General features: G+C 69.1%; 18 protein-coding genes. 15 read left to right on the top strand and 3 right to left on the bottom strand.

Annotated elements, in window-relative coordinates:
- The 5 genes from ON41_RS25470 to ON41_RS25450 all read left to right on the top strand — a co-directional run.
- Positions 1 to 387: WS/DGAT domain-containing protein (locus ON41_RS25470; RefSeq protein ID WP_157185616.1), on the top strand; the 387-nt coding region annotated here is incomplete at its 5' end.
- A gap of 87 nt (positions 388 to 474) precedes the next feature.
- Positions 475 to 960 carry an MTB12 C-terminal domain-containing protein gene (locus tag ON41_RS25465; protein WP_051162447.1) on the top strand — a complete coding sequence of 162 codons (486 nt, stop codon included), beginning with the start codon at positions 475 to 477 and terminating at the stop codon, positions 958 to 960.
- A gap of 94 nt (positions 961 to 1,054) precedes the next feature.
- Entirely contained in the window at positions 1,055 to 2,611 is a 1,557-nt protein-coding gene (locus ON41_RS25460) for an MFS transporter (RefSeq protein ID WP_063709953.1), read from the top strand.
- 82 nt (positions 2,612 to 2,693) lie between these two features.
- Positions 2,694 to 3,398 (top strand): chymotrypsin family serine protease, encoded by a 705-nt coding sequence (locus ON41_RS25455; RefSeq protein WP_040750303.1) that lies wholly within the window; start codon positions 2,694 to 2,696, stop codon positions 3,396 to 3,398.
- Between the two features lie 93 nt (positions 3,399 to 3,491).
- Entirely contained in the window at positions 3,492 to 4,166 is a 675-nt protein-coding gene (locus tag ON41_RS25450) for a chymotrypsin family serine protease (protein ID WP_040750302.1), read from the top strand.
- Here ON41_RS25450 and ON41_RS25445 read toward each other — a convergent pair whose 3' ends face one another.
- Positions 4,167 to 4,796 (bottom strand): TetR/AcrR family transcriptional regulator, encoded by a 630-nt coding sequence (locus tag ON41_RS25445; RefSeq protein WP_040750301.1) that lies wholly within the window; start codon positions 4,794 to 4,796, stop codon positions 4,167 to 4,169.
- Positions 4,797 to 4,856: 60 nt separating this feature from the next.
- On the opposite strand from ON41_RS25445, the gene ON41_RS25440 reads away from it, so the two are divergent.
- From ON41_RS25440 to ptsP, 8 genes are all read left to right on the top strand, one after another.
- Positions 4,857 to 6,401, top strand: a complete 1,545-nt coding sequence (locus ON41_RS25440) for a flavin-containing monooxygenase (protein WP_040750300.1) — start codon at positions 4,857 to 4,859, stop codon at positions 6,399 to 6,401.
- Entirely contained in the window at positions 6,398 to 7,234 is an 837-nt protein-coding gene (locus tag ON41_RS25435; RefSeq protein ID WP_040750299.1) for an SDR family NAD(P)-dependent oxidoreductase, read from the top strand. Before ON41_RS25440 ends, ON41_RS25435 begins: the two co-directional genes overlap by 4 nt.
- Before the next feature lie 11 nt (positions 7,235 to 7,245).
- The gene (locus tag ON41_RS25430) at positions 7,246 to 8,160 is read left to right on the top strand and encodes an alpha/beta hydrolase (protein ID WP_040750298.1); all 915 of its coding nucleotides are present in this window, start codon (positions 7,246 to 7,248) and stop codon (positions 8,158 to 8,160) included.
- Between the two features lie 85 nt (positions 8,161 to 8,245).
- Entirely contained in the window at positions 8,246 to 10,039 is a 1,794-nt protein-coding gene (locus tag ON41_RS25425) for an AMP-dependent synthetase/ligase (RefSeq protein ID WP_040750297.1), read from the top strand.
- 90 nt (positions 10,040 to 10,129) lie between these two features.
- Positions 10,130 to 10,552: a VOC family protein gene (locus tag ON41_RS25420; RefSeq protein ID WP_083905630.1), complete on the top strand. Its 423-nt coding sequence runs from the start codon at positions 10,130 to 10,132 to the stop codon at positions 10,550 to 10,552.
- A gap of 145 nt (positions 10,553 to 10,697) precedes the next feature.
- Complete coding sequence (gene dhaK, locus ON41_RS25415; RefSeq protein WP_040750295.1) at positions 10,698 to 11,699, top strand: dihydroxyacetone kinase subunit DhaK; 1,002 nt, start codon at positions 10,698 to 10,700, stop codon at positions 11,697 to 11,699.
- A gap of 4 nt (positions 11,700 to 11,703) precedes the next feature.
- Positions 11,704 to 12,324 carry a dihydroxyacetone kinase subunit DhaL gene (dhaL, locus tag ON41_RS25410; protein WP_040750294.1) on the top strand — a complete coding sequence of 207 codons (621 nt, stop codon included), beginning with the start codon at positions 11,704 to 11,706 and terminating at the stop codon, positions 12,322 to 12,324.
- Positions 12,321 to 14,717 carry a phosphoenolpyruvate--protein phosphotransferase gene (ptsP, locus tag ON41_RS25405; protein WP_040750293.1) on the top strand — a complete coding sequence of 799 codons (2,397 nt, stop codon included), beginning with the start codon at positions 12,321 to 12,323 and terminating at the stop codon, positions 14,715 to 14,717. Before dhaL ends, ptsP begins: the two co-directional genes overlap by 4 nt.
- A gap of 3 nt (positions 14,718 to 14,720) precedes the next feature.
- Here ptsP and ON41_RS25400 read toward each other — a convergent pair whose 3' ends face one another.
- Positions 14,721 to 15,875 carry a S1C family serine protease gene (locus tag ON41_RS25400; RefSeq protein ID WP_040750291.1) on the bottom strand — a complete coding sequence of 385 codons (1,155 nt, stop codon included), beginning with the start codon at positions 15,873 to 15,875 and terminating at the stop codon, positions 14,721 to 14,723.
- A gap of 223 nt (positions 15,876 to 16,098) precedes the next feature.
- Between ON41_RS25400 and ON41_RS25395 the strand changes: the two genes are divergently transcribed.
- Together ON41_RS25395 and ON41_RS25390 are read left to right on the top strand one after the other, a co-directional pair.
- On the top strand, positions 16,099 to 17,649 hold the full coding sequence (locus tag ON41_RS25395) for a molybdopterin-dependent oxidoreductase (protein ID WP_040750290.1): 1,551 nt from the start codon (positions 16,099 to 16,101) through the stop codon (positions 17,647 to 17,649).
- A gap of 80 nt (positions 17,650 to 17,729) precedes the next feature.
- Positions 17,730 to 18,356: a Uma2 family endonuclease gene (locus ON41_RS25390; RefSeq protein WP_051162443.1), complete on the top strand. Its 627-nt coding sequence runs from the start codon at positions 17,730 to 17,732 to the stop codon at positions 18,354 to 18,356.
- Between the two features lie 91 nt (positions 18,357 to 18,447).
- Here the strand turns inward: ON41_RS25390 and ON41_RS25385 are convergent, their stop codons facing one another.
- Positions 18,448 to 19,929 (bottom strand): DHA2 family efflux MFS transporter permease subunit, encoded by a 1,482-nt coding sequence (locus ON41_RS25385; RefSeq protein WP_040750288.1) that lies wholly within the window; start codon positions 19,927 to 19,929, stop codon positions 18,448 to 18,450.
- Positions 19,930 to 19,963 lie beyond the last annotated feature (34 nt).

The raw sequence follows: 19,963 nt of genomic DNA, 5'->3' as shown, positions 1-19,963 counted from the left end.
AGCGGAACCCGCGCGCTCGCATCGCATTTCGTCATGTCGAGGGCGCTGCGACTGGCGCCGGAGCCGGCCGTCGGCTGGTTCGCGCGCAACGTGTACGGCGTCCGCTTCTTCCACGCCATCGTGTCGAATATGGCGGGACCCGACCGGGATATGACCTTCGCGGGACTGCCGATCGCACAGGTCTTCCCGATCCTGCCGCCCGCGCCCGGGGTGCCGCTCGTGGCCGGCGTGCTGAGCTGGCGCGGGGTGCTGGGCATCGGTCTGTCGGCCGATCCGGCGCTGCTGGATCCGGTCGCGTTCGCCGCCGAGTTGCCCAGGGTCCTGGACGAATTGGCGGGTTCGGCGGCTGTCGCCGAACCGGGCTCGCCGGTCCGTTCCGGCGAGTAGTCTGAGCGAGTTGATCAAGCCGTCGCGGCGCAGCGGCGCATGGCCCGGTAGCGCCGTCGAACCGACCCACTTCCAGGGAGGCGGGACATGTTCAACCGGGACATGTTCACCCGAACCGCGGCGACGATATTCGCCGCCTCCGCTCTCGTACTGTCGGCCGCCGCCTGCGGGGGCTCCGACAACCAATCCGACACCGCGTCGACCACCGGCCCGCCCTCGGTGACTCAGGCGGTCACCGACTCCTACGAGCGTTTCTTCGACGGCGGCACCGGCGCCGATCAGAAGATGGCGCTGCTGGAGAACGGCAAGGCCTTCGCCGACACCATCAAGGCCCAGGCCGACTCGCCGATAGCGAAGGCCACCAGCGCCGAGGTCTCCGGCGTCGCCAGCACCGGCACCGACCACGCCGACGTCACCTACACCATCCTGATGGGCGGCAAACCGGCCCTGGCGAACCAGCAGGGCTCGGCGATCCGGCAGGACGGAACCTGGAAGGTCACGGCCGCCACGTTCTGCGCCCTACTGACGTTGCAGGGCAACCCACCCCCGGTGTGTGCCACCCCGACAAACTGACGTCGGGGTGAATGATGAGTGCGACGCCATGGGTGCGGTTGATGAGTGCGACGGCAAGGGTGCAGCCGATGAGCACGCCGACACCGGATGGCCGATGACCACCCCCACTCGCGCGGCACGGCCCAATGTGGCGCTGGCGACCGTCACCGCGGTGCTGTTCGTGACCTTTCTGGACACCACCGTCGTCAGTGTCGCGCTTGGTGATATCCAGTCGGATCTGCATGCGGGTGTGGTTTCGCTGCAGTGGGTGGTCAATGCGTACACGCTGGTGTTCGCGAGTGTGATGCTGACCGCGGGGACGCTGGGGGATCGGTGGGGGCGTAAGCGCGTGATGGTGGCGGGGCTGGTGGTCTTCTGCGCCGGATCGGTGCTGTCGGCGACCGCGTCGAGCGTGGCCGTGCTGATCGCCGGGCGCGGGGTGATGGGTCTGGGCGCGGCGGCCTCCGAACCGGGCACGCTGTCGGTGATCAGGCATATCTATCCGGAGCGCGGCGCGCGGGCGAAGGCGCTGGGCGCGTGGGCCGCGGTCTCGGGGCTGGCGCTGGCGGCGGGACCGGTCGTCGGCGGGCTGCTGGTGGGGGCGTTCGGCTGGCAGTCGATCTTCTGGTTCAACCTGATCGTCGGCGTCGTCGTGCTGGCGGCCGCCGTGCGGTACGTGCCGGAAAGCGCTGACCCGCAGCCGGGTCCGGTGGACCGGGCCGGATTCGTGCTCGGCGCGACATTCCTCGGCTGTGTCATCTACGCCGGGATCTCGGGCGAGGAGGTGGGCTACGACGCCGTCTCGGTGATCACGTTGTTCGTGATCGGCGGCCTGGCGTTCGTGGGCTTCCTGGTGGTCGAGACGCGGGCCCGCAACCCGATGTTCGACTTCCGGTATCTGCGCGTGCCGATGGTGCGCAGCGCGCTGATCGTGGCGTTCGCCGTCTATTTCGGCATCTTCTCGATCTTCTTCTTCACCGCGCTGTACCTGCAGGAGGTGATCGGCTACTCGGGATGGCGCACGGCGGCGGTCTTCGCCCCGATGGCCGTCGCGATCATCCTGGGCTCGCTGGTCGCCGGATTCTGGGTGGCGCTGCGCGGTTCGCGCACCCCGATGATCACCGGCTGCGTCCTGGGCGCCGCCGGAATCCTGCTCGCGCGCGAATGCCTGGGCGTGACGGTCGAATTCGGGCCGCTCGCCCTGGCGCTGACCGTGGCCGGGCTCGGATTCGGCATCGCGGTGGTGCCGCTGACCTCGGCGGTGCTGTCCGGGGTGCCCGCCGAACACTCCGGAATGGCCGCCGCCGCGACCAATACGATGCGCCAGGTCGGCGCGGTGGTCGGTGTCGCCGCGCTCGGATCGCTGGTCAACTCCTTCCTCGACGACGATCTGGTGCGCCGGCTGAACGAACTCGACATCCCGGCGAACTTCCAGGCCATCGTCATCGACGCCATCAAGACCGGCAACGTCCCGGCCGGCGGCGACCAGGCCGCGTCGGCCGCCTACGGCCCGATCGTCGACCAGGTCATCCACGCCACCTACGCCGCCTTCCACCGCGGACTCGATGTCGCCCTGCTGGTTTCGGGCGTCATGCTCCTCGCCGCCGCGGCCCTCACCGCCCTCTCGGCCTACCGGGCGGGCGATCGATCGGGCTACGAATACGAGAACTGATCGGCGAAACTTCCCGACAGCGGGAGCTTCCGGGCCCGCGGGCCTTATTCTGTGAAGTCTCGCCGTGATTTTCGGAGTTGCCATGCCTCATCTCGAGTACTCGTCGTCCCGTCGTGCCCGCAGCCGCCGGTCCCCGGGCCGGATCGTGCTGTTCGCCGCCGCGTTGCTGGCCGCGACGGCGGCCGCGACCGCACCCGCGAGCGCCGCGGGCGAGGTGCGGGTTCACCCCGGAATGTCCATCCGCACCGACGACGAGGTGTGCTCGATCGGCATGCTCGGTCACATCGGCAACACCAAGTACGCCGTGACGGCGGGCCACTGCTTCGAGGCCAAGGCGGCGGTGTCCGACGAGAACGGCCATCGCATCGGCACCTTCGAGATGGGCGTGCCCGACGGCGAGGCCGACGATCTCGGCTTCGCCCTGGTGCGGCTCTCCGGCAACATCGTCGTCTCCGCCAAGACCGACGACCTGGCGATCTCCGCGGTCGACAGCGATCCGACGGAGGGGCAGAAGGTGTGCAAGACGGGTGCGCGCACCGGCACGACCTGCGGCACCATCAGTGCTGTCACGGCTACCCACCTGCGCACCACCTTCGCCGTCGACCACGGCGACTCCGGCGGCATCGTGTACAGCGGCACCAGTTACAACATGGGTGTCTTCGTCGGCATGGTGGTCGGAATGGGCGACGACTTCACGCTCGTCCAGCCGGCCGAGCGGCTCGGCGACCTCATCCGGCACCGCGGTCCCGAGGGTTCCGACTCGTTCCGGTGGTACGTCTCCAAGTAGGTCACCGGTTACGAAGACGAAACCGGAGACTGTGCCCGGAACGGGTGCAGTGGGCTTAACGTGGAAGTCTCCCTGTCACATTCGGAGGCCGTCATGCGCAATCCAGGATCCCGGATCGCGCTGCTGTGCGCCGCGATCCTGACCGCCGCCCTCACCGCCGTCGCCCCGGCGGCCGACGCCGCGCCCCGGGTGGCCGTCTATCCGGGCATGGCCGTCCACACCGGTGACGAGCAGTGCTCGGTCGCGCTGACCGGGCATATCGGCGGCACCGGATACGCGGTGACCGCCGGCCACTGCTTCGAGGCGGGCGCACGCGTCTACGCCGACACCAACGCCCTCATCGGCATCTTCGAGTCGGGGGTGCCCGACGGCGCCGCCGACGCTCTCGGCGTGGCCCTGATCCGGCTGACCGACGAGGTGAGCGCCGTCGCCACCACGGGACGGCTGTCGATCACCGCCGTCGACACCGATCCGGTTGTGGGACAGCGGGTCTGCAAGACCGGCGCGCGCACCGGAACCACCTGCGGCACGATCCGGGACGCCGCCGCCACCCACCTGCTGACCACCTTCGCCGTGGACCACGGTGATTCCGGTGGCGTCGTCTACACCGAAGTCCGTTCCGGGGCCGCCGTTTTCGTCGGCATGGTGGTCGGGATGGGCAACGATTTCGCCCTCGTCGAACCGGCCGCGTATCTCACCGATCTCATCCGTCGGCGCGGGCCCGCGGGCGCCGACCGGTTCAGCTGGGATATCACCGACAGCCGGTAGTCACTCCCGCAGCGCCTGGGTCAGCAACGGATTCAGCGCGAGCGCGGGCAGCGATTCGACCAGCATGTCGATCAGCTGCTCGCGGGTGATCGTCTCGTGCCGCAGCCAGCTCAGCGTCGTCTCCTCCACGAAGGCGATCCAGCCGCGCACCGCCAGGCGCAGCCGCGGCTGATCCGGATCCTCGATCGGGATCGGCGCCTCGGCGAGGATGCGGTCGACGATGGCGCCGCGGGTCTGGTCGACCAGCGCCATCAGCTCCGGGCTGGCGCTGGCCGGGCCGCGCAGCAGCGCCAGGTAGGAGGTGCGGTTCTCGCTCACGTAGTCGACGTACCGCTGCACCGCGTCGCGCAGCATGTCGAACAGCGCGAGGTTCGGATCGGGGGCGGTGCGGGCCAGCAGTTCGGCGTTGGCGCGCTGCACGATGGCGAGATGGAAGTCCTGTTTCGACGGGAAGTAGTGGAACAGCAGGCCCCGGGAGATACCCGCCTGTTCGGCGATGTCCCCGACCGAGATGTCTTCGAGCGCGCGCTCGCCGAGCAGGCCGACACCCAGCACGATCAGCTGCTCGCGCCGCTCGTCCGGGCTGAGCCGTACGCGCTTGCCGTTTCCACCTCTAGCCACGGTTGCCATCCTACTGAACGCTGGTCAATACTGTTGACTCCTGCTCAATAAACCCCTACTCTCGGGTACATGAGTCGCAAGGTTACAGACAAAGGCGTCGAGCTGACCGCCCGTCATGTACACGTGCTGATCGTCGGCAGCGGATTCTCCGGCCTGGGTCTCGCGATCCGGCTGAGCCAGCGGGGTCGCGACGACTACCTGGTGATCGAGCGCGGCAGCGATGTCGGCGGCACCTGGCGTGACAACACCTATCCGGGCGCGGCCTGCGATGTGCCCTCGCAGCTGTACTCGTACTCCTTCGCGCTCAACCCGGAGTGGTCGCGCTCGTTCTCCAAGCAGCCGGAGATCCAGCGCTACATCCAGGGTGTCGCCGACCGGCACGGCGTGCGTGACAAGCACGTCTTCGACTGCGAGATGACCGGCGCCCGGTGGAACGACACCGACGCGCGCTGGGAGGTGCAGACCTCGAAGGGCGCGTTCACCGCCGACATCCTGGTCTCCGCCGTCGGCGCGCTGTGCGAGCCGAATCTGCCGGATATCAAGGGCATCAACGACTTCCAGGGCGAGATCTGCCACTCCGCCCGCTGGAACCACGACGCCGACCTGACCGGCAAGCGGGTCGCCGTCATCGGCACCGGCGCCTCGGCCATCCAGATCGTGCCGTCCATCGCGCCGAAGGTCGCGCATCTCGACGTCTACCAGCGCACCGCGCCGTGGCTGCTGCCCCGCATCGACCGCGCGTACACGCGGGCGGAGCGGCTGGCCTTCAAACACGTGCCGGGCGTGCAGCGACTCTCGCGCGCCGCCATCTACGCCGCCCGCGAGACCCAGGTGGTCGGCCTGGCCAAGTTCCCGCCCGCGATGGCCGCCCTCGGCCTCATCGCCCGCGCCAAGCTGGCCGTCGAGGTCCGCGATCCGGAGCTGCGGCGCAAGGTCACCCCGAACTTCCGCATCGGCTGCAAGCGCATGCTGATCTCCAACGAGTACTACCCGGCGCTGGGCCGCGAGAACGTCGACCTGGTGACCGACGGCATCAAGGAGATCCGCGCGAATTCGATCGTGACCTCCGACGGCACCGAGCGCGAGATCGACGCCCTGATCGTCGCGACCGGCTTCCACGTCACCGATTCCCCGGCGTACGAGGTCGTGGCCGGACGGGACGGGCGCACGCTCGCCGAGGTCTTCGAGGACGCCGGCCAGCAGGGCTACAAGGGCGCGGCGATCGCCAACTTCCCGAATATGTTCTTCCTGCTCGGCCCGAACGTGGGCCTGGGCCACACCTCGATGGTGTACATGATCGAGTCCCAGATCAACTACGTCGCCGACGCGATCGAGACCGTCGAGGCACGGGGCCTGCGCACCGTGGAGGTGCGAAAGGACGTGCAGGACAAGTACAACCGGGAGCTACAGGGCAAGCTGGTCGGCAGCGTCTGGAACACCGGCGGCTGCGCCAGCTGGTATCTCGACAAGCACGGCAACAACACCACGCTGTGGCCCGATTTCACCTTCCGCTTCCGTAGGATGCTCGAAAAGTTCGATGTGTCCGCCTACGACACGACCGCGAATATCAACGGGGCCGAGGTCCGGTCCGATCTGAAAGTGGTGGCACAGTGAGCAATGATGCTTACTTCCGGGGCAAGGTTTGTGTGATCACCGGTGCCGGGTCCGGCATCGGGCGCGCGCTGGCGGAGAATCTGGCCCGCCGGGGCGCGAAACTCGCCCTGTCCGATATCGATACCGAAGGTCTGGCCGAGACCGTCAAGCGCTGCGAGGCGGCGGGCGCGGAGGTCAAGTCCGACCGGCTCAACGTGGCCGAGCGCGAGGCCGTGCTGCTGTACGCCGACGAGGTGAAGAAGCATTTCGGCGTCGTGCACCAGGTGTACAACAACGCCGGCATCGCCCATCACGGCGACGTGGTCCACACGCAGTTCAAGGACATCGAGCGGATCATGGACGTCGACTTCTGGGGAGTCGTCAACGGCACCAAGGCATTCCTGCCGTTCCTGATCGAATCCGGCGACGGCCACGTGGTCAACGTGTCCAGCCTGTTCGGCCTCATCGCGGTGCCGGGCCAGAGCGCCTACAACGCCGCCAAGTTCGCGGTGCGCGGCTTCACCGAGGCGCTGCGGCAGGAGATGCTGGTCAAGGGCGAGCCGGTCCAGGTGACCTGCGTGCACCCCGGCGGTATCAAGACCGCCGTGGCGCGCAACGCCACCGTCGCGGAAACCCAAGGGCTGGATCAGAAGAAGGTCGCCGCGCAGTTCGACAAGCAGCTGGCGCTGCACACCCCCGAGATGGCCGCGCAGACCATCACCGAGGGTGTGCGTAAGGGACACGGGCGGGTGCTCATCGGGTGGGAGGCCAAGGCGCTGGACCTGTTCGTCCGGACCACCGCGTCCTACTACCAGCGCATCGCGAGCGTCGTGAACCGCCGGTTCCTGCCCTGAGAGTGTCCACAGTGCCTGCCTTCTCGTTGCCTCTTCCGATCGCCCGCGCGCTGCTGAATCCGGTCTTCCGGATCTCGATGCACCATGCGCTGCCCTGGCAGGTGCAGCGGGCCCTGCTCGACGCCGGTTCGGTGCTGCAGGTGCTGCCCGCCGGTACCCGGGTCGAGCGGATCCGCCTGGGTGGGCGCCCGGCCGAGCGGATCACCGCCGGGTCGCCCGCGTCCGTCGGCGCGGTGCTCTACCTGCACGGCGGCGGCTATGCCGTCGGCTCGCCCGCGACCCACCGGTCGCTGGCCGCGCATCTCGCCGCGGAGACGGGCCTGCCGGTCTACGTCCCGGACTACCGTCTCGCGCCTGAACACCCGTACCCGGCCGCGCTGGACGATGCCGAGGCCGCGTTCCAGGAACTGGTCTCGACCGGATTGCGGCCGGAAGACATTGCGGTGTCCGGTGATTCGGCCGGCGGCGGGTTGTCGCTGGCCCTCGCGCTGCGCCTGCGCGACGAGCACGGGACCGCCCCCGCCGCGCTGGGTCTCATCGCGCCGTGGGCCGATCCCAATCAGTCGCCGGATCGCAGCCGCGATCTGGTGATCAGCAAGCCGTGGTCGCGCGCGTGCGCCGCCGCCTACCTGGGCGACGGCGACGGCTTGGACCCCGGCTACGCGCCGCTGCTGGGCGATCTGCGCGGGCTGCCGCCGACCTACGTCCAGGTGGACGAGGGCGAGCTGCTGCACGACCAGTGCGTGCGGCTGGCCGCGGCGCTGCGGGCGGCCGATGTGCCGACCCAGTTCAGCGTCACCCGCGGGCTGTGGCATGTGGCCCAGCTGCAGGCCTCGCTCGTCGCGCCCGCCGCGGCGGCGACGCGCGAGCTGGCCGCGTTCCTCGGCGAATCGCTGCGAGCAGCGCGAACGCGGTCCATAGGATGAGGACGAGCCATGCGGGTGGTCGGGCGGGCACGACCGTAGCGAGTGGCGTAAATTACCGGTGAGTAAACCACGTGGAAGGGCACCGATGCGAGAGTTCGAAGTCCCGGCGACCTACACCATTCCCGAGGACGCCAACATGTCCGACGGCGCCTTCCGGCATGCGGAGAAGACGCCCGGGCTGGTCGTATTCAACCGGCCGGACGGCAAGGGCGGCTGGAGCGACGTCACCGCCGCCGAGTTCGCCGAGACCGTCACGGCCGTGGCCAAGGGACTGATCGCGAGCGGTATCGACCTGGGCGATCGGGTCGGCATCCTGGCCTCGACCCGCTACGAGTGGGTCGTGCTCGACTTCGCCATCTGGGCCGCCGGCGGCTGCACCGTCGCCATCTACGACAGCTCCTCGGCCGAGCAGGCCCGCTGGATCCTCGAGGACTCCGCGACCAAGCTGCTGGTGGTCGAGAACGACAAGCACCGCGCCACCATCGCCGAGATCGAGTCCGGGCTGCCGGAACTGGGCGATGTGCTGCAGCTCGAGTCGGGCGCGATCGACGAGCTGATCGGCCGGGGCAAGGACCTCGAGGACCAGGCCGTGCACGAGCGGCGCGCGCAGGTGAAGGCGGCCTCGCCGGCCACCCTGATCTACACTTCCGGCACCACCGGACGCCCCAAGGGCGTCATGCTCTCGCACTCGAACCTGTACGCCGAATCCGCGGCCGACCGCTCGGCCATGCACCAGTTCCTGCGGCCGGGCAAGCGGTCGCTGCTGTTCCTGCCGCTGGCGCACGTCTTCGCCCGCGCGGTGGCGCTGGCGGCGTTCGACGCCGGGGTCACCGTGGCGCACACCGCCGACTGGTCGACGCTGGTCGAGCAGTTCGGCCAGTACAAGCCCGATTTCATCCTCTCGGTGCCGCGCGTCTTCGAGAAGGTGTTCAACGGCGCCAAGCAGAAGGCGCACGACGGCGGCAAGGGCAAGATCTTCGACGCCGCGGCCGAGACCGCCATCGCCTACAGCGAGGCGCTGGAGAAGGGCGGCGCCGGACTGGTTCTCAAGCTCAAGCACACGGTGTTCGACAAGCTGGTCTACGGCAAGCTGCGCGAGGCCATGGGCGGGCGCTGCGAGTCGGCGGTGTCCGGCGGCGGTCCGCTGGGTGCGCGGCTGGGCCACTTCTTCCGCGGCGCGGGCGTCATCATCTACGAGGGCTACGGCCTGACCGAGAGCACGGCGGCCGTCTCCGTCAACACCCCTGACCATGTCCGCATCGGGTCGGTGGGCCGCCCGCTGCCCGGGCACGCGGCCAAGCTCGGCGAGGACGGCGAGCTGCTGCTGCGCGGCCCGGTCGTCTTCGGCGGCTACTGGAACAACCCGACCGCCACCGAGGACGCCTTCGCCGACGGCTGGTTCAAGACCGGTGACCTGGGCGCCATCGACGACCAGGGCTTCATCACCATCACCGGCCGCAAGAAGGAGATCATCGTCACCGCGGGCGGGAAGAACGTCTCGCCCGCCGTGCTCGAGGACGGGCTGCGCGCGCACCCGCTGATCAGCCAGGTCATGGTGGTCGGCGACGGTAAGCCGTTCATCGCCGCGCTGATCACGCTCGATCCCGAGGCGCTGCCGGGCTGGAAGGAACGCCACGGCCTGCCCGCCGATCTGCCGATCGAGAAGCTGATCGAGCTGCCGGAGCTGAAGAGCGACGTCGACGCGGCGGTGGCGGATACCAACAGGCTGGTCTCGCATGCCGAGCAGATCAAGAAGACCCGCATCCTGCCCGTCGACTGGACGCAGGAGACCGGGGAGCTGACGCCGAAGATGTCGCTCAAGCGTGCCGTGGTCATGAAGAACTACGCCGCGGATGTGGACGCGATCTACAACGGCTGAGCCGATTAACTTCTACAGTGGCCGTCGTCTCGACAAGAGACGGCGGCCATTGTCGTCCGCCCGTTCGTAGCTACGTTCGAGGAGGCAACCGTGACGGCTTTGAACCCCTATCTGATGTTCAACGGCGACGCCGAGCAGGCGTTCACCTTCTACCAGTCCGTATTCGGCGGTGAGCTGCAACTCGTCCGCTTCGGCGAGATGGGCGACGGCGCCGACCTGCCCGACGAGGTCAGGAACCGGATCGCCCACGCGGCCATCCCGCTGGGCAGCCCCGGCCAGATCCTCATGGCCTCGGACTGTCCGCCGGACCGCACGGTCAACACCACCGACCCGTCCTACTCGGTCTCCCTCGATCTCGACACCCCTGAGGAGGCCGAACGCGTCTTCCGCGCCCTCGCCACCGACGGCGAGATCACCATGCCCCTCGGCAAAACCGAATGGGCCGAACTGTTCGGCATGGTGACCGACAAGTACTCGGTCCCGTGGATGGTGGGATTCAACCCCGCCGAATAGGTCCCTGAGTGCCGGCGCTGTCCGCCGACGATCTCGCGGGCAGCGCCGTCGTCCTTCGGCTGTTTGTGGCCGGAATCGCGGACTTCGGTGGGGTGGGCGTGGCAGCCTTCGCAGTGACTGCTTCGCCGATCACTGGGAGACCGCGATGAAGAAGTTGATCAACGATCCGGCCGATGTGGTCGGGGAGGCGCTGGCCGGGATGGCCGCGGCGCATCCGGAGCTGCGGGTCGATGGCGAGAACCGGCTGGTGGTGCGGGGGGATGCGCCGGTGGCGGGCAAGGTGGGGCTCGTGTCGGGCGGGGGATCGGGGCACGAACCGCTGCACGGTGGCTTCGTCGGGCCGGGGATGCTCGATGCCGCCTGTGCGGGTGAGGTTTTCACCTCGCCGGTGCCGGATCAGATTCTCGCCGCGACCGCCGCGGTCGATGCCGGGGCGGGGGTGGTGCACCTCGTCAAGAACTACACCGGCGATGTCATGAACTTCGAGATGGCCGCCGAACTGGCCGCCGCCGAGACCGGCGCCGAGGTCGTCGCGGTGGTGGTGAACGACGACGTGGCCGTGCAGGACAGCCTGTACACCGCCGGTCGGCGCGGGGTCGGCGGCACGCTGATCGCGGAGAAGCTGGCCGGCGCGGCCGCGGAGCAGGGTCGGCCGCTCGCCGCGGTCGCCGATGTCGCGAGCCGGGTGAACGCCGCCTCGCGCAGTATGGGCATGGCGCTGACCTCGTGCACGGTGCCCGCCGCGGGGAAGCCGACCTTCGAGATCGGCGAGAGCGAGATGGAGATCGGCATCGGCATCCACGGCGAGCCGGGGCGGCGGCGGGTGCCCGTGGCGTCCGCGCGCGAGGTGGCGGAGATGCTGGTGGAGCCGATCGTCGCCGATCTGCCGTTCGCGGCGGGCGATCCGGTGATCTGCTTCGTCAACGGGATGGGCGGGACGCCGCTGCTCGAGCTGTACGTGATGTACAACGAGGTGGCCCGCGTCCTGCGCGGGCACGGGGTGACGATCGCGCGCTCGCTGGTCGGGCCGTATGTGACGTCGCTGGAGATGGCGGGGTGTTCGGTGACCCTGACGAAGGTGGACGACGAACTGCTGGGCCTGTGGGATGCGCCGGTGCGCACTCCGGCCCTGCGCTGGGGAGTGTGATCCGATGACCGTCCTCGATCCGGTGCTCTGGTTGCGCGAATTCGCTTCGCTGATCGACGAGAACGCCGATGCGCTCACCGAACTCGACGCCGCCATCGGCGATGCCGACCACGGCAGCAATATGCGGCGGGGAACCGCCGCCGTCACAGCCGCTTTCGACGAGGGCGTGCCCGCGACCTCGGCCGAGACGCTGAAACAGGCCGGGATGGTGCTGATCCGTTCGGTGGGCGGGGCGAGTGGTCCGCTGTACGGGACGTTCTTCCTTCGTGCCGCCGCGGCGGTCGGGTCGGACGGGATCGATGCCGAGGGATTCGGCGCGGCGCTGCGCGCGGGTCTCGCCGGTGTGGTGGCGCGGGGGAAGGCGGAGCCCGGGGACAAGACGATGATCGATGCGTTGCGGCCCGCCGTCGATGCCTTCGACGAGAAGATCACTGCGGGAAGCGATTTCGCTGGCGCCCTGGCCGCTTCGGTGGCCGCCGCCGCGTCCGGCAGGGATGCGACCACCGCGCTTCAGGCTCGCAAGGGGCGTGCGTCGTATCTCGGGGAACGCAGTATCGGACATCAGGATCCGGGGGCGACCAGTGCGGCCCTGCTGGTGGTCGCCGCGGCGCGGGCGCTGTCGTGATCGGGATTGTCGTTGTCTCCCACAGCCTTCCGCTCGCTCGCGCCGCTGTGGATCTGGCGCGTGAGATGGTGCCCGATCGGGCGCTGCGGGTAGAGGTCGCGGCCGGGCTCGACGAGGAGACGTTCGGAACCGATGCGGTCGCGGTCGCATCGGCGATCGCCGACGCCGACAGCGGCGACGGCGTGCTGGTGCTGATGGATCTCGGCAGTGCCGTGCTCTCGGCGGAACTCGCTCTGGAACTGCTGGATTCGCCGCACGAGGTGCGGCTGTGTTCGGGGCCTGTCGTGGAAGGATTGGTCGCGGCGGCGGTGTCGGCCGCTGGGGGAGCTGCTTTGGCGGAGGTGGCGGACGAGGCGGTGAACGCCTTGTCCGGCAAGCAGTCTCAGCTCGGTGACGTGATCGGGTCCGGATCGGACGCGGCGAGTGCGGAGGCTCCCGAATCCGAGGCGGTGCGGGCGACATTCCGGGTCGACAACGAGCACGGCCTGCATGCGCGTCCGGCCGCGCGCCTGGTTGCGGAGTTGCGCGGCAGGGATACCGATGTCCGGCTGCGCAATCTCAGCACCGAGGCCGGGCCCGTGTCGGCGCGGAGCCTGAGCCGGCTGGCGGCGCTGGGCGTTCTGGCTGGGCACCAAGTCGAGGTGACGGCAACGGGACCCGATGCCCGGGAGGCCGTCGATGCCATTCTCGCGCTGGCTGGGCAGCGGTTCGGTGAGCCTGCTCCGGAGTCGGGTGGGGCGGGTCGCCCGCGGGAACCGCGTCCGGCATCCGGAGGGATCGCGATCGGACCGGTATGGCAGGCGCGGGCCGTCGAATTCGCGCCGGGGGCGAGTGGCTCCCCCGAAGACGAACGGCGGACGTTGGATTCCGCGATTCGTGCTGTGCACAACGATATCCGTGCGGCTGTGGCCCGCGAGAGGGGGAATGGGCGGCTGTCGGCAGCGGAGATCTTCGAGGCGCACCTGGTGATGCTCGAGGATGAGGAGCTGGTGGGGGAGGCGCGGCGGCGGATGGATCGCGGTACCGGCGCGGCCGCCGCGTGGGCGGAGGTACTCGGCGAAGCCGCCGCGGAGATGGAACGGCTCCCCGACGACTACCAACGGGCCAGGGCGGCCGATCTGCGGGCGGTGCGCGATCAGGTAGTGGCCGCGATATCGGGCTCCGATGCCGGAATCGACAGCAGGCCAGGAATTCTCGTGGCCGCCGACCTGACACCCGCACAGGTATCCGGCCTGGACGGATCCGTCGTGGGGGGAATCGTTCTGGCCGAGGGCAGTCCGACCTCGCACGCCTCGATCATTGCCCGCGCCAAGGGGATCCCTGTGCTCGTCGGCGCGGGTGCGGATGTCTTGCGTATCCCGGAGGGGACGACCGTGGCGCTGGACGGTGACAGCGGGCAGGTGGTGATAGATCCGGATCCTTCCGTTGTTGCCGAATTCTCCGCTCGTGCAACAGAAATGAGCGAACGCCGCCGTGGCGCCGAGCAGGCGGCGCAGCAGCCCGCTGTCACCCGGGACGGTGTCGCGATCGAGGTGGGAGCGAATATCGGCAGCGTCGCCGAGGCGGTCGACGCTCGCCGCCGCGGTGCCGACTTCGCGGGCCTGGTGCGCACCGAATTCCTTTTCCTGCACCGGGAGAAGCCGCCGTCGGTGGACGAACAGGAGCAGGTCTACCGTGAGACCGCGCAAGCCTTCGACGGCCGCCGCGTCGTCCTACGCACCCTCGACGTCGGCGGCGACAAGCCACTGCCCTACCTCCCGCAGCCGCCGGAGGCCAACCCCTTCCTGGGCCTGCGCGGCATCCGCCTCACTCTCGCCCACCCCGACCTCTTCCGCGACCAGCTACGCGCCCTCGCCCGTGTCGCCGCCGACCACCCGGTGCGCGTGATGTTCCCGATGGTCACCGATATCGACGAGGTCCGCGCCGCCCGCCAACTCCTGGAAGAGGTTGCCCCGCAAGATCTTCGGATCGACGTAGGGATCATGGTGGAAACCCCCGCCACCGCCGCCAAAGCAGCCGCGTTCACCGACGACGCCGACTTCTTCAGCATAGGAACCAACGACCTCACCCAGTACGCCCTCGCCGCCGAACGCGGCAACAACGTCGTCGCCTCCCTCGCCGACGCCCTCGACCCGGGCGTCCTCCACCTGATAGACCAGGTCTGCCGCGGCGCCGGGACCACCCCGGTAGCCGTCTGCGGCGAACTGGCCGCCGACCCGGCCGCGATCCCGATCCTCCTCGGCCTCGGCGTCCGTGAACTCAGCGTCACCCCACCCGCGATCCCCGAAATCAAGGCCCGCACCCGCACCCTGGACCTCGCGACCTGCCGTTCCCTGGCCACCGAGGCCCTGCGCTGCCCATCCGCGGCGGCAGTCCGCGCGCTCGTTCGCTGACGGTCAGCCCACCGGGCCCTCGGCCAGTTCGGCCTTGGCGGATTGGGATCGGCCGGTGCGGTCGGTCCAGGTGACCTCGACGTTGTCGCCCGGGTGGTGTTTGTCCATGGTGGCGATGAGGGTGTTGGCCGAGTCGATGCGGGTGCCGTCGATGGCGGTGATGAGGGCGCCCGCGGTGAGGCCGAGTTGGTCGGCGGGGCCGCCGCGAACGATATTGCGGATCAGGGCGCCGGAGCCGTCGGCGTCGCTGACCGTGAGGCCGAGGAAGGCGGTCGGGCCGATATGCACTGTGTCCGAGGCGGTTCCGGCCTGGATCTGCTTGGCGATCTGCTGGGCCTTGTTGATCGGAATGGCGAAGCCCTGGCCGCCGCCGGCGCCGAGCCTGAAGCCTTGGGAGGCAGCGGTATTGACGCCGACGACCTTCCCGTCGCTGTTGACCAGCGGGCCGCCGGAGTCGCCGGGCTGAATATCGGCGGCCACCTGGATCAGGCCCGTCAATTGCTCGGAGCTGCCGGAGGATTCGTCGCTGGCGGTGATCGAGCGGTTCAACGCGGTCACGCGGCCGCTGGCCGCGGTGGGGCTGCCCGTGCCGCCGGCATTGCCGACGCCGACGATCTCGTCGCCGACCGCGACCTTGTCGGAATCGCCGAGCTGCGCCGGCTCGAGACCGGACGCGCCGGACAGGCGCAGCACGGCCAGATCGTTGGTGCGGTCGTAGCCGGCCACGGTCGCCGAGTACGTCTTGCCGTTGCCGAGGCTGGTCACCTCGATCGCGGTGGAGCCCTCGACCACGTGGTTGTTGGTCAGTACCTCGCCGTCGGAGGTGAGCACGATCCCCGTGCCCGCGCCCCCGCCGCCCTGCAAGCCGAGCTGGGTGTTGATCGTGACGATGCCGGGCACGACCCGCTGCGCGGCGTCGGTGAGATCGGCCGACCCGCTCTGCGAGTTCAGTGCCTGCATGACGTTGCCGGACTGCTCCGGCGGCGTCTGCGGGGTGCGGTCGTAGGTGCCGAACCGCGAGGCCACCAGGCCGATGGTGACGGCCAGCGCCAGCACGAGGGCGGCGACGATGGTGAAGTTCAGCCCGTGCCGGCGCGGCGGCCGGGGAGGTCGGTACTGCGGCGCCTGCCAACTGCCCTGATTCGGATGCAAGGTCATCACGTCCTCGAATGGTCAGTATCCCTGTTCCCATTAAGCGCGCGATTCCTGAGAGACGGCTGGGTAGCGGCCGTGGAACCGCCACGTGCCGGACCTCACGTTCCGCCGGTCGTGTGGCCTGTCCCACGTCGGCGGCGGGTGTGATTCTGACGAATGTCTGACGTCGTCGCCCCGGGCGCTCATCACGGGGTTCGGCGGCGGATCACCGCAGTACGCTCGCGTTATGACCGGATCTGGACTGCGCGCGGCGAGCGGAATCGTGGCGGCCGGGCTGGCGCTGGGCGTCGCCGAGCTGGTCTCGGTCGCGGTCGATACGAGTAGCGCGCCGCTCGCGGCGATCGGCGCCACGGTGGTGGATCACACGCCCGACGGGGTGCGGGAGTGGGCCATCGACACCTTCGGGACCAACGACAAGCTGGTGCTGTTCGTGTCCATGGGCGTCGTCGCGCTGGGGGTGGCCGCGTTCGCGGGGCGGATCGAGCGGGTCTCGCGACCGCTGGGCTCGGTGCTGTTGGCCGTGTTCGGGCTGGTGGCCGTGGTCGCCGCGGTCAACCGCCCGGCCGCCTCGTGGACGTGGGCGCTCCCCACGATCGTGGGCGTGGCGCTGGGGATCGCGGTGCTCCGGCTGCTGATCTCGTACTGCGAGCCGGCCTCCTCGGGATCCGGCCGTCCGGACCCTGCCACGGAGGAATCGGCCGATGCCCGGATGGATCGGCGGCAGGCGGTCCGCGGGATTGTCGGAGTCGGGGTGCTCGCCGTCGCGACGGGGGTGGCGGGGCGGGTGCTGGGGTCCAGTGCGCACAATGTCTCGGGGGAGCGCGCCGCGGTGCAACTGCCTGTGCCGAATACGCCTGTGCCGCAGGTGGATCCGGCGGCCGATCTCCGGATTCCGGGACTGACGCCGTATCTCACCCCGAACGCCGACTTCTACCGGATCGATACCGCGCTGGTGGTGCCGCAGGTCAGTATCGACACGTGGTCGCTGCGCATCCACGGCATGGTCGATCGCGAAATCCGGCTGAGCTACGCGGATCTCGCGAGGCGGACGCCGGTCGAGCGGTTGGTGACCCTGACCTGTGTGTCCAACCCTGTCGGCGGTGACCTGGTCGGCAATGCCAGCTGGCTGGGCTATCGCCTCGACGAACTGATCGCCGCGGCCGGACCGCATCCCGACGCCGATATGGTGCTGTCGCGCAGTATCGACGGATTCACCGCGGGCAGTCCCCTCGCCGCCCTCACCGACGGCCGCGACGCCTTGCTCGCGGTAGGCATGAACGGCGAACCGCTGCCCGTGAAGCACGGCTATCCGGCCCGGCTGGTCGTACCCGGCCTGTACGGCTACGTCTCGGCGACCAAATGGGTCACCGAACTGGAGATCACGAGATTCGATCGCGCCCAGGCCTATTGGACCAAACGCGGATGGGCGGCCCGCGGCCCGATCAAGATCGGCACCCGCATCGATACCCCGCACACCGGCGGCCGGCTCACCGCGGGCGACATCACCGTCGCCGGCGTCGCCTGGGCCCAGCACCGCGGCATCACCACCGTCGAGGTCCAGATCGATGACGGCCCCTGGCAAACCGCCCGCCTGGCCGCCGAACCCTCCGTCGACACCTGGCGCCAGTGGACCTACACCTGGCCCGCTACCCCGGGCCCCCACACCCTCCGCGCCCGAGCCACCGACGGCACCGGCGAAACCCAAACCTCCGAACCCCGCGACGTCATCCCCGACGGCGCCTCGGGTTACCCGGACGTCTCGGTCCGAGTCGCGTGACCCGCCGGATCGATGCAGTTCGCGCCCTGTACTGCGATTAGGATCGAATCCGGAATCGTCGGCAATGCGAGGAGCGCACCTTGTCCGAAGTCTTCGATTGGGCGCGGGAAGAGAACCTGCAGCCGGCGCCGATCACCCTGGAGATCTGGAAGAAGCTCCCCGAGGAATTCTGTCGGCTGGTAGAGGTCGTGAACGGCGAGGCGGTTCGCGCGGAGTCGCCGCTGCGGGCACATCAGAAGGCGGCCCGTCGCCTTGCCGCCATGGTCGAAAGCGCGGCAGAAACCCACATGGGCGTGCACAACGACGGTTGCCTCGACGTGGATACCGATTTCGACGTGGTGCTGTGGGAGCTGCCACGGGTCACTATTCGACGACCGGATGTGGCGTTGTTCCGATGTGCCCCGGGTGAGCTGCGACCGCTCCCAGCCTCGATGATCGAGCTGATCATCGAGGTCGTATCGCCCGGCACCGAGCGCGTCGACACCGCCGACAAGTTGGCCGAATACGCCCAAGCCGGGATCCCCTGGTACTGGATTGCGTGGGTGGCCGACAACCGCGTGGTCTCGATAGAGACCCACGTACTCGACCATGTGCTCCGGCAGTATCGGCCGCACGCGAAATTGCAACCGTCCGAGGCCGAATCGGTGGTCGATGTTCCGATTCGGATCCGGATCGAGTGGGGACGGCTGGATGGGCTCACTCGCTGACCGTGGCTCGGTACCGATGTGCGTCCGAGCTGCGGTCGGTGCGTGAACACGGACCCGCCCGGTGCGGGATGCACCGGGCGGACCGGGGGACTCAGTGGCCGATGTCGGCCGGGACCTTTGTGTCGGTTTGGGAGTCAGCGGGTTTGGACTTGGGGCCTATGAAGAGGGCCGAGGCTATTACGCCGATCAGGAGGATAGCGGCGGGGAGGATCATCGACTGGCCCAGGGCGGTGCTGAACTTGTCGAGGATGGCGTCGGGGAGTTTGCCCATGCCGGTGCCGCCGCCCTCGGAGGCGTTGGCGCCGCCGAGGCCCTGGGCCGTCATGCGGGCCGAGACCAGGGCGCTGATCGCGGCGCTGCCGAGTACCGAACCGACCTGACGGGTGGTGTTGTAGACGCCCGCGCCCGCGCCGGCTTGGTGGACCGGGAGGTTGCGGGTGGCCGTGGAGGCCAGCGGGGCCCAGATGCAGGAGTTGGACAGGCCGGCGATCGCGGCGATCACGAGGAACAGCGGGATCGAACCGTCGGGCTTCATCAGCACGGAGAACCCGAACACCGAGGCCGCGAACGCCGCGAAGCCGATGGTCGGGAGGATGCGCGGCGGCATCCGATCGGAGATCTTGCCGATGAACGGCGCGGTGATACCGGTGACGATCGCCATCGGCGCGAAGACCAGGGCCGACCGGGTCGGCGAGAAGTCCCGCACCGCCTCCAGATAGAAGTACGCCGGCACCATCAGCGAGGTGACCGCCGCGCCCATCGCCGCGATGGCGACGCTGGACAGCGCGAAGTTGCGGTCCTTGAACAGGCTCATCGGCACCAGCGGCTCGCCGGTGTTGCGGGCCTGATTGACCACGAACAGCACGAGCACCACCGCACCGGCGATGATCATCGTCCAGATCCAGGCGTTCCAGTCCCGGGCATTGCCCTCCTGGATGCCGAAGACCAGCAGGAACATGCCGACCGCGCTGAGCGCGACACCGACCAGGTCGAACTTGTGCTCGTGCGTCTCCAGCGAGGGCACCAGCCACCACGCCAGCAGGAAGGCGATGATGCCGATCGGCACGTTGATGTAGAAGATCCAGTTCCAGCCCTGCCAGTCGACCAGCACGCCGCCCAGGATCGGGCCGACCAGCGTGGCCAGGCCGGCGACGCCGCCCCACAGGCCCATGGCCGCGCCGCGCTTGTCCGGCGGGAAGGTGCGGGTGATCACGGCCATTGTCTGCGGCGTCATGAGCGCCGCGCCCAGGCCCTGCACCGCGCGCGCCGCGATCAGCATCTCGACGCTGGCGGACATCGCGCACCACAGCGACGCGGCGGTGAAGACCGCGAGGCCGATCAGGTAGATGTTCTTGGGGCCGAAGCGATCTCCGAGCCGCCCGGTGACCAGCAGCGGCACCGCGTAGGTGAGCAGGTAGGCGCTGGTCACCCAGATGACCTTGTTGATGTCGGTGTGCAGATCCGCCATGATCTTCGGATTCGCCACCGCGACGATGGTCATATCCAGCAGGATCATGAAGAACCCGACGACCAGCGCGTACAGCGCCAGCCACGGATTACGTTGAGTGGTCATATATTTCGTCCCTGTTCTAGGAGCACCGCTCGCG

This window comes from Nocardia transvalensis NBRC 15921 (genome assembly GCF_000308875.1).
GTDB classification, from domain to species: domain Bacteria; phylum Actinomycetota; class Actinomycetes; order Mycobacteriales; family Mycobacteriaceae; genus Nocardia; species Nocardia transvalensis.
This window is presented reverse-complemented; position numbering and strand designations above follow the sequence as displayed.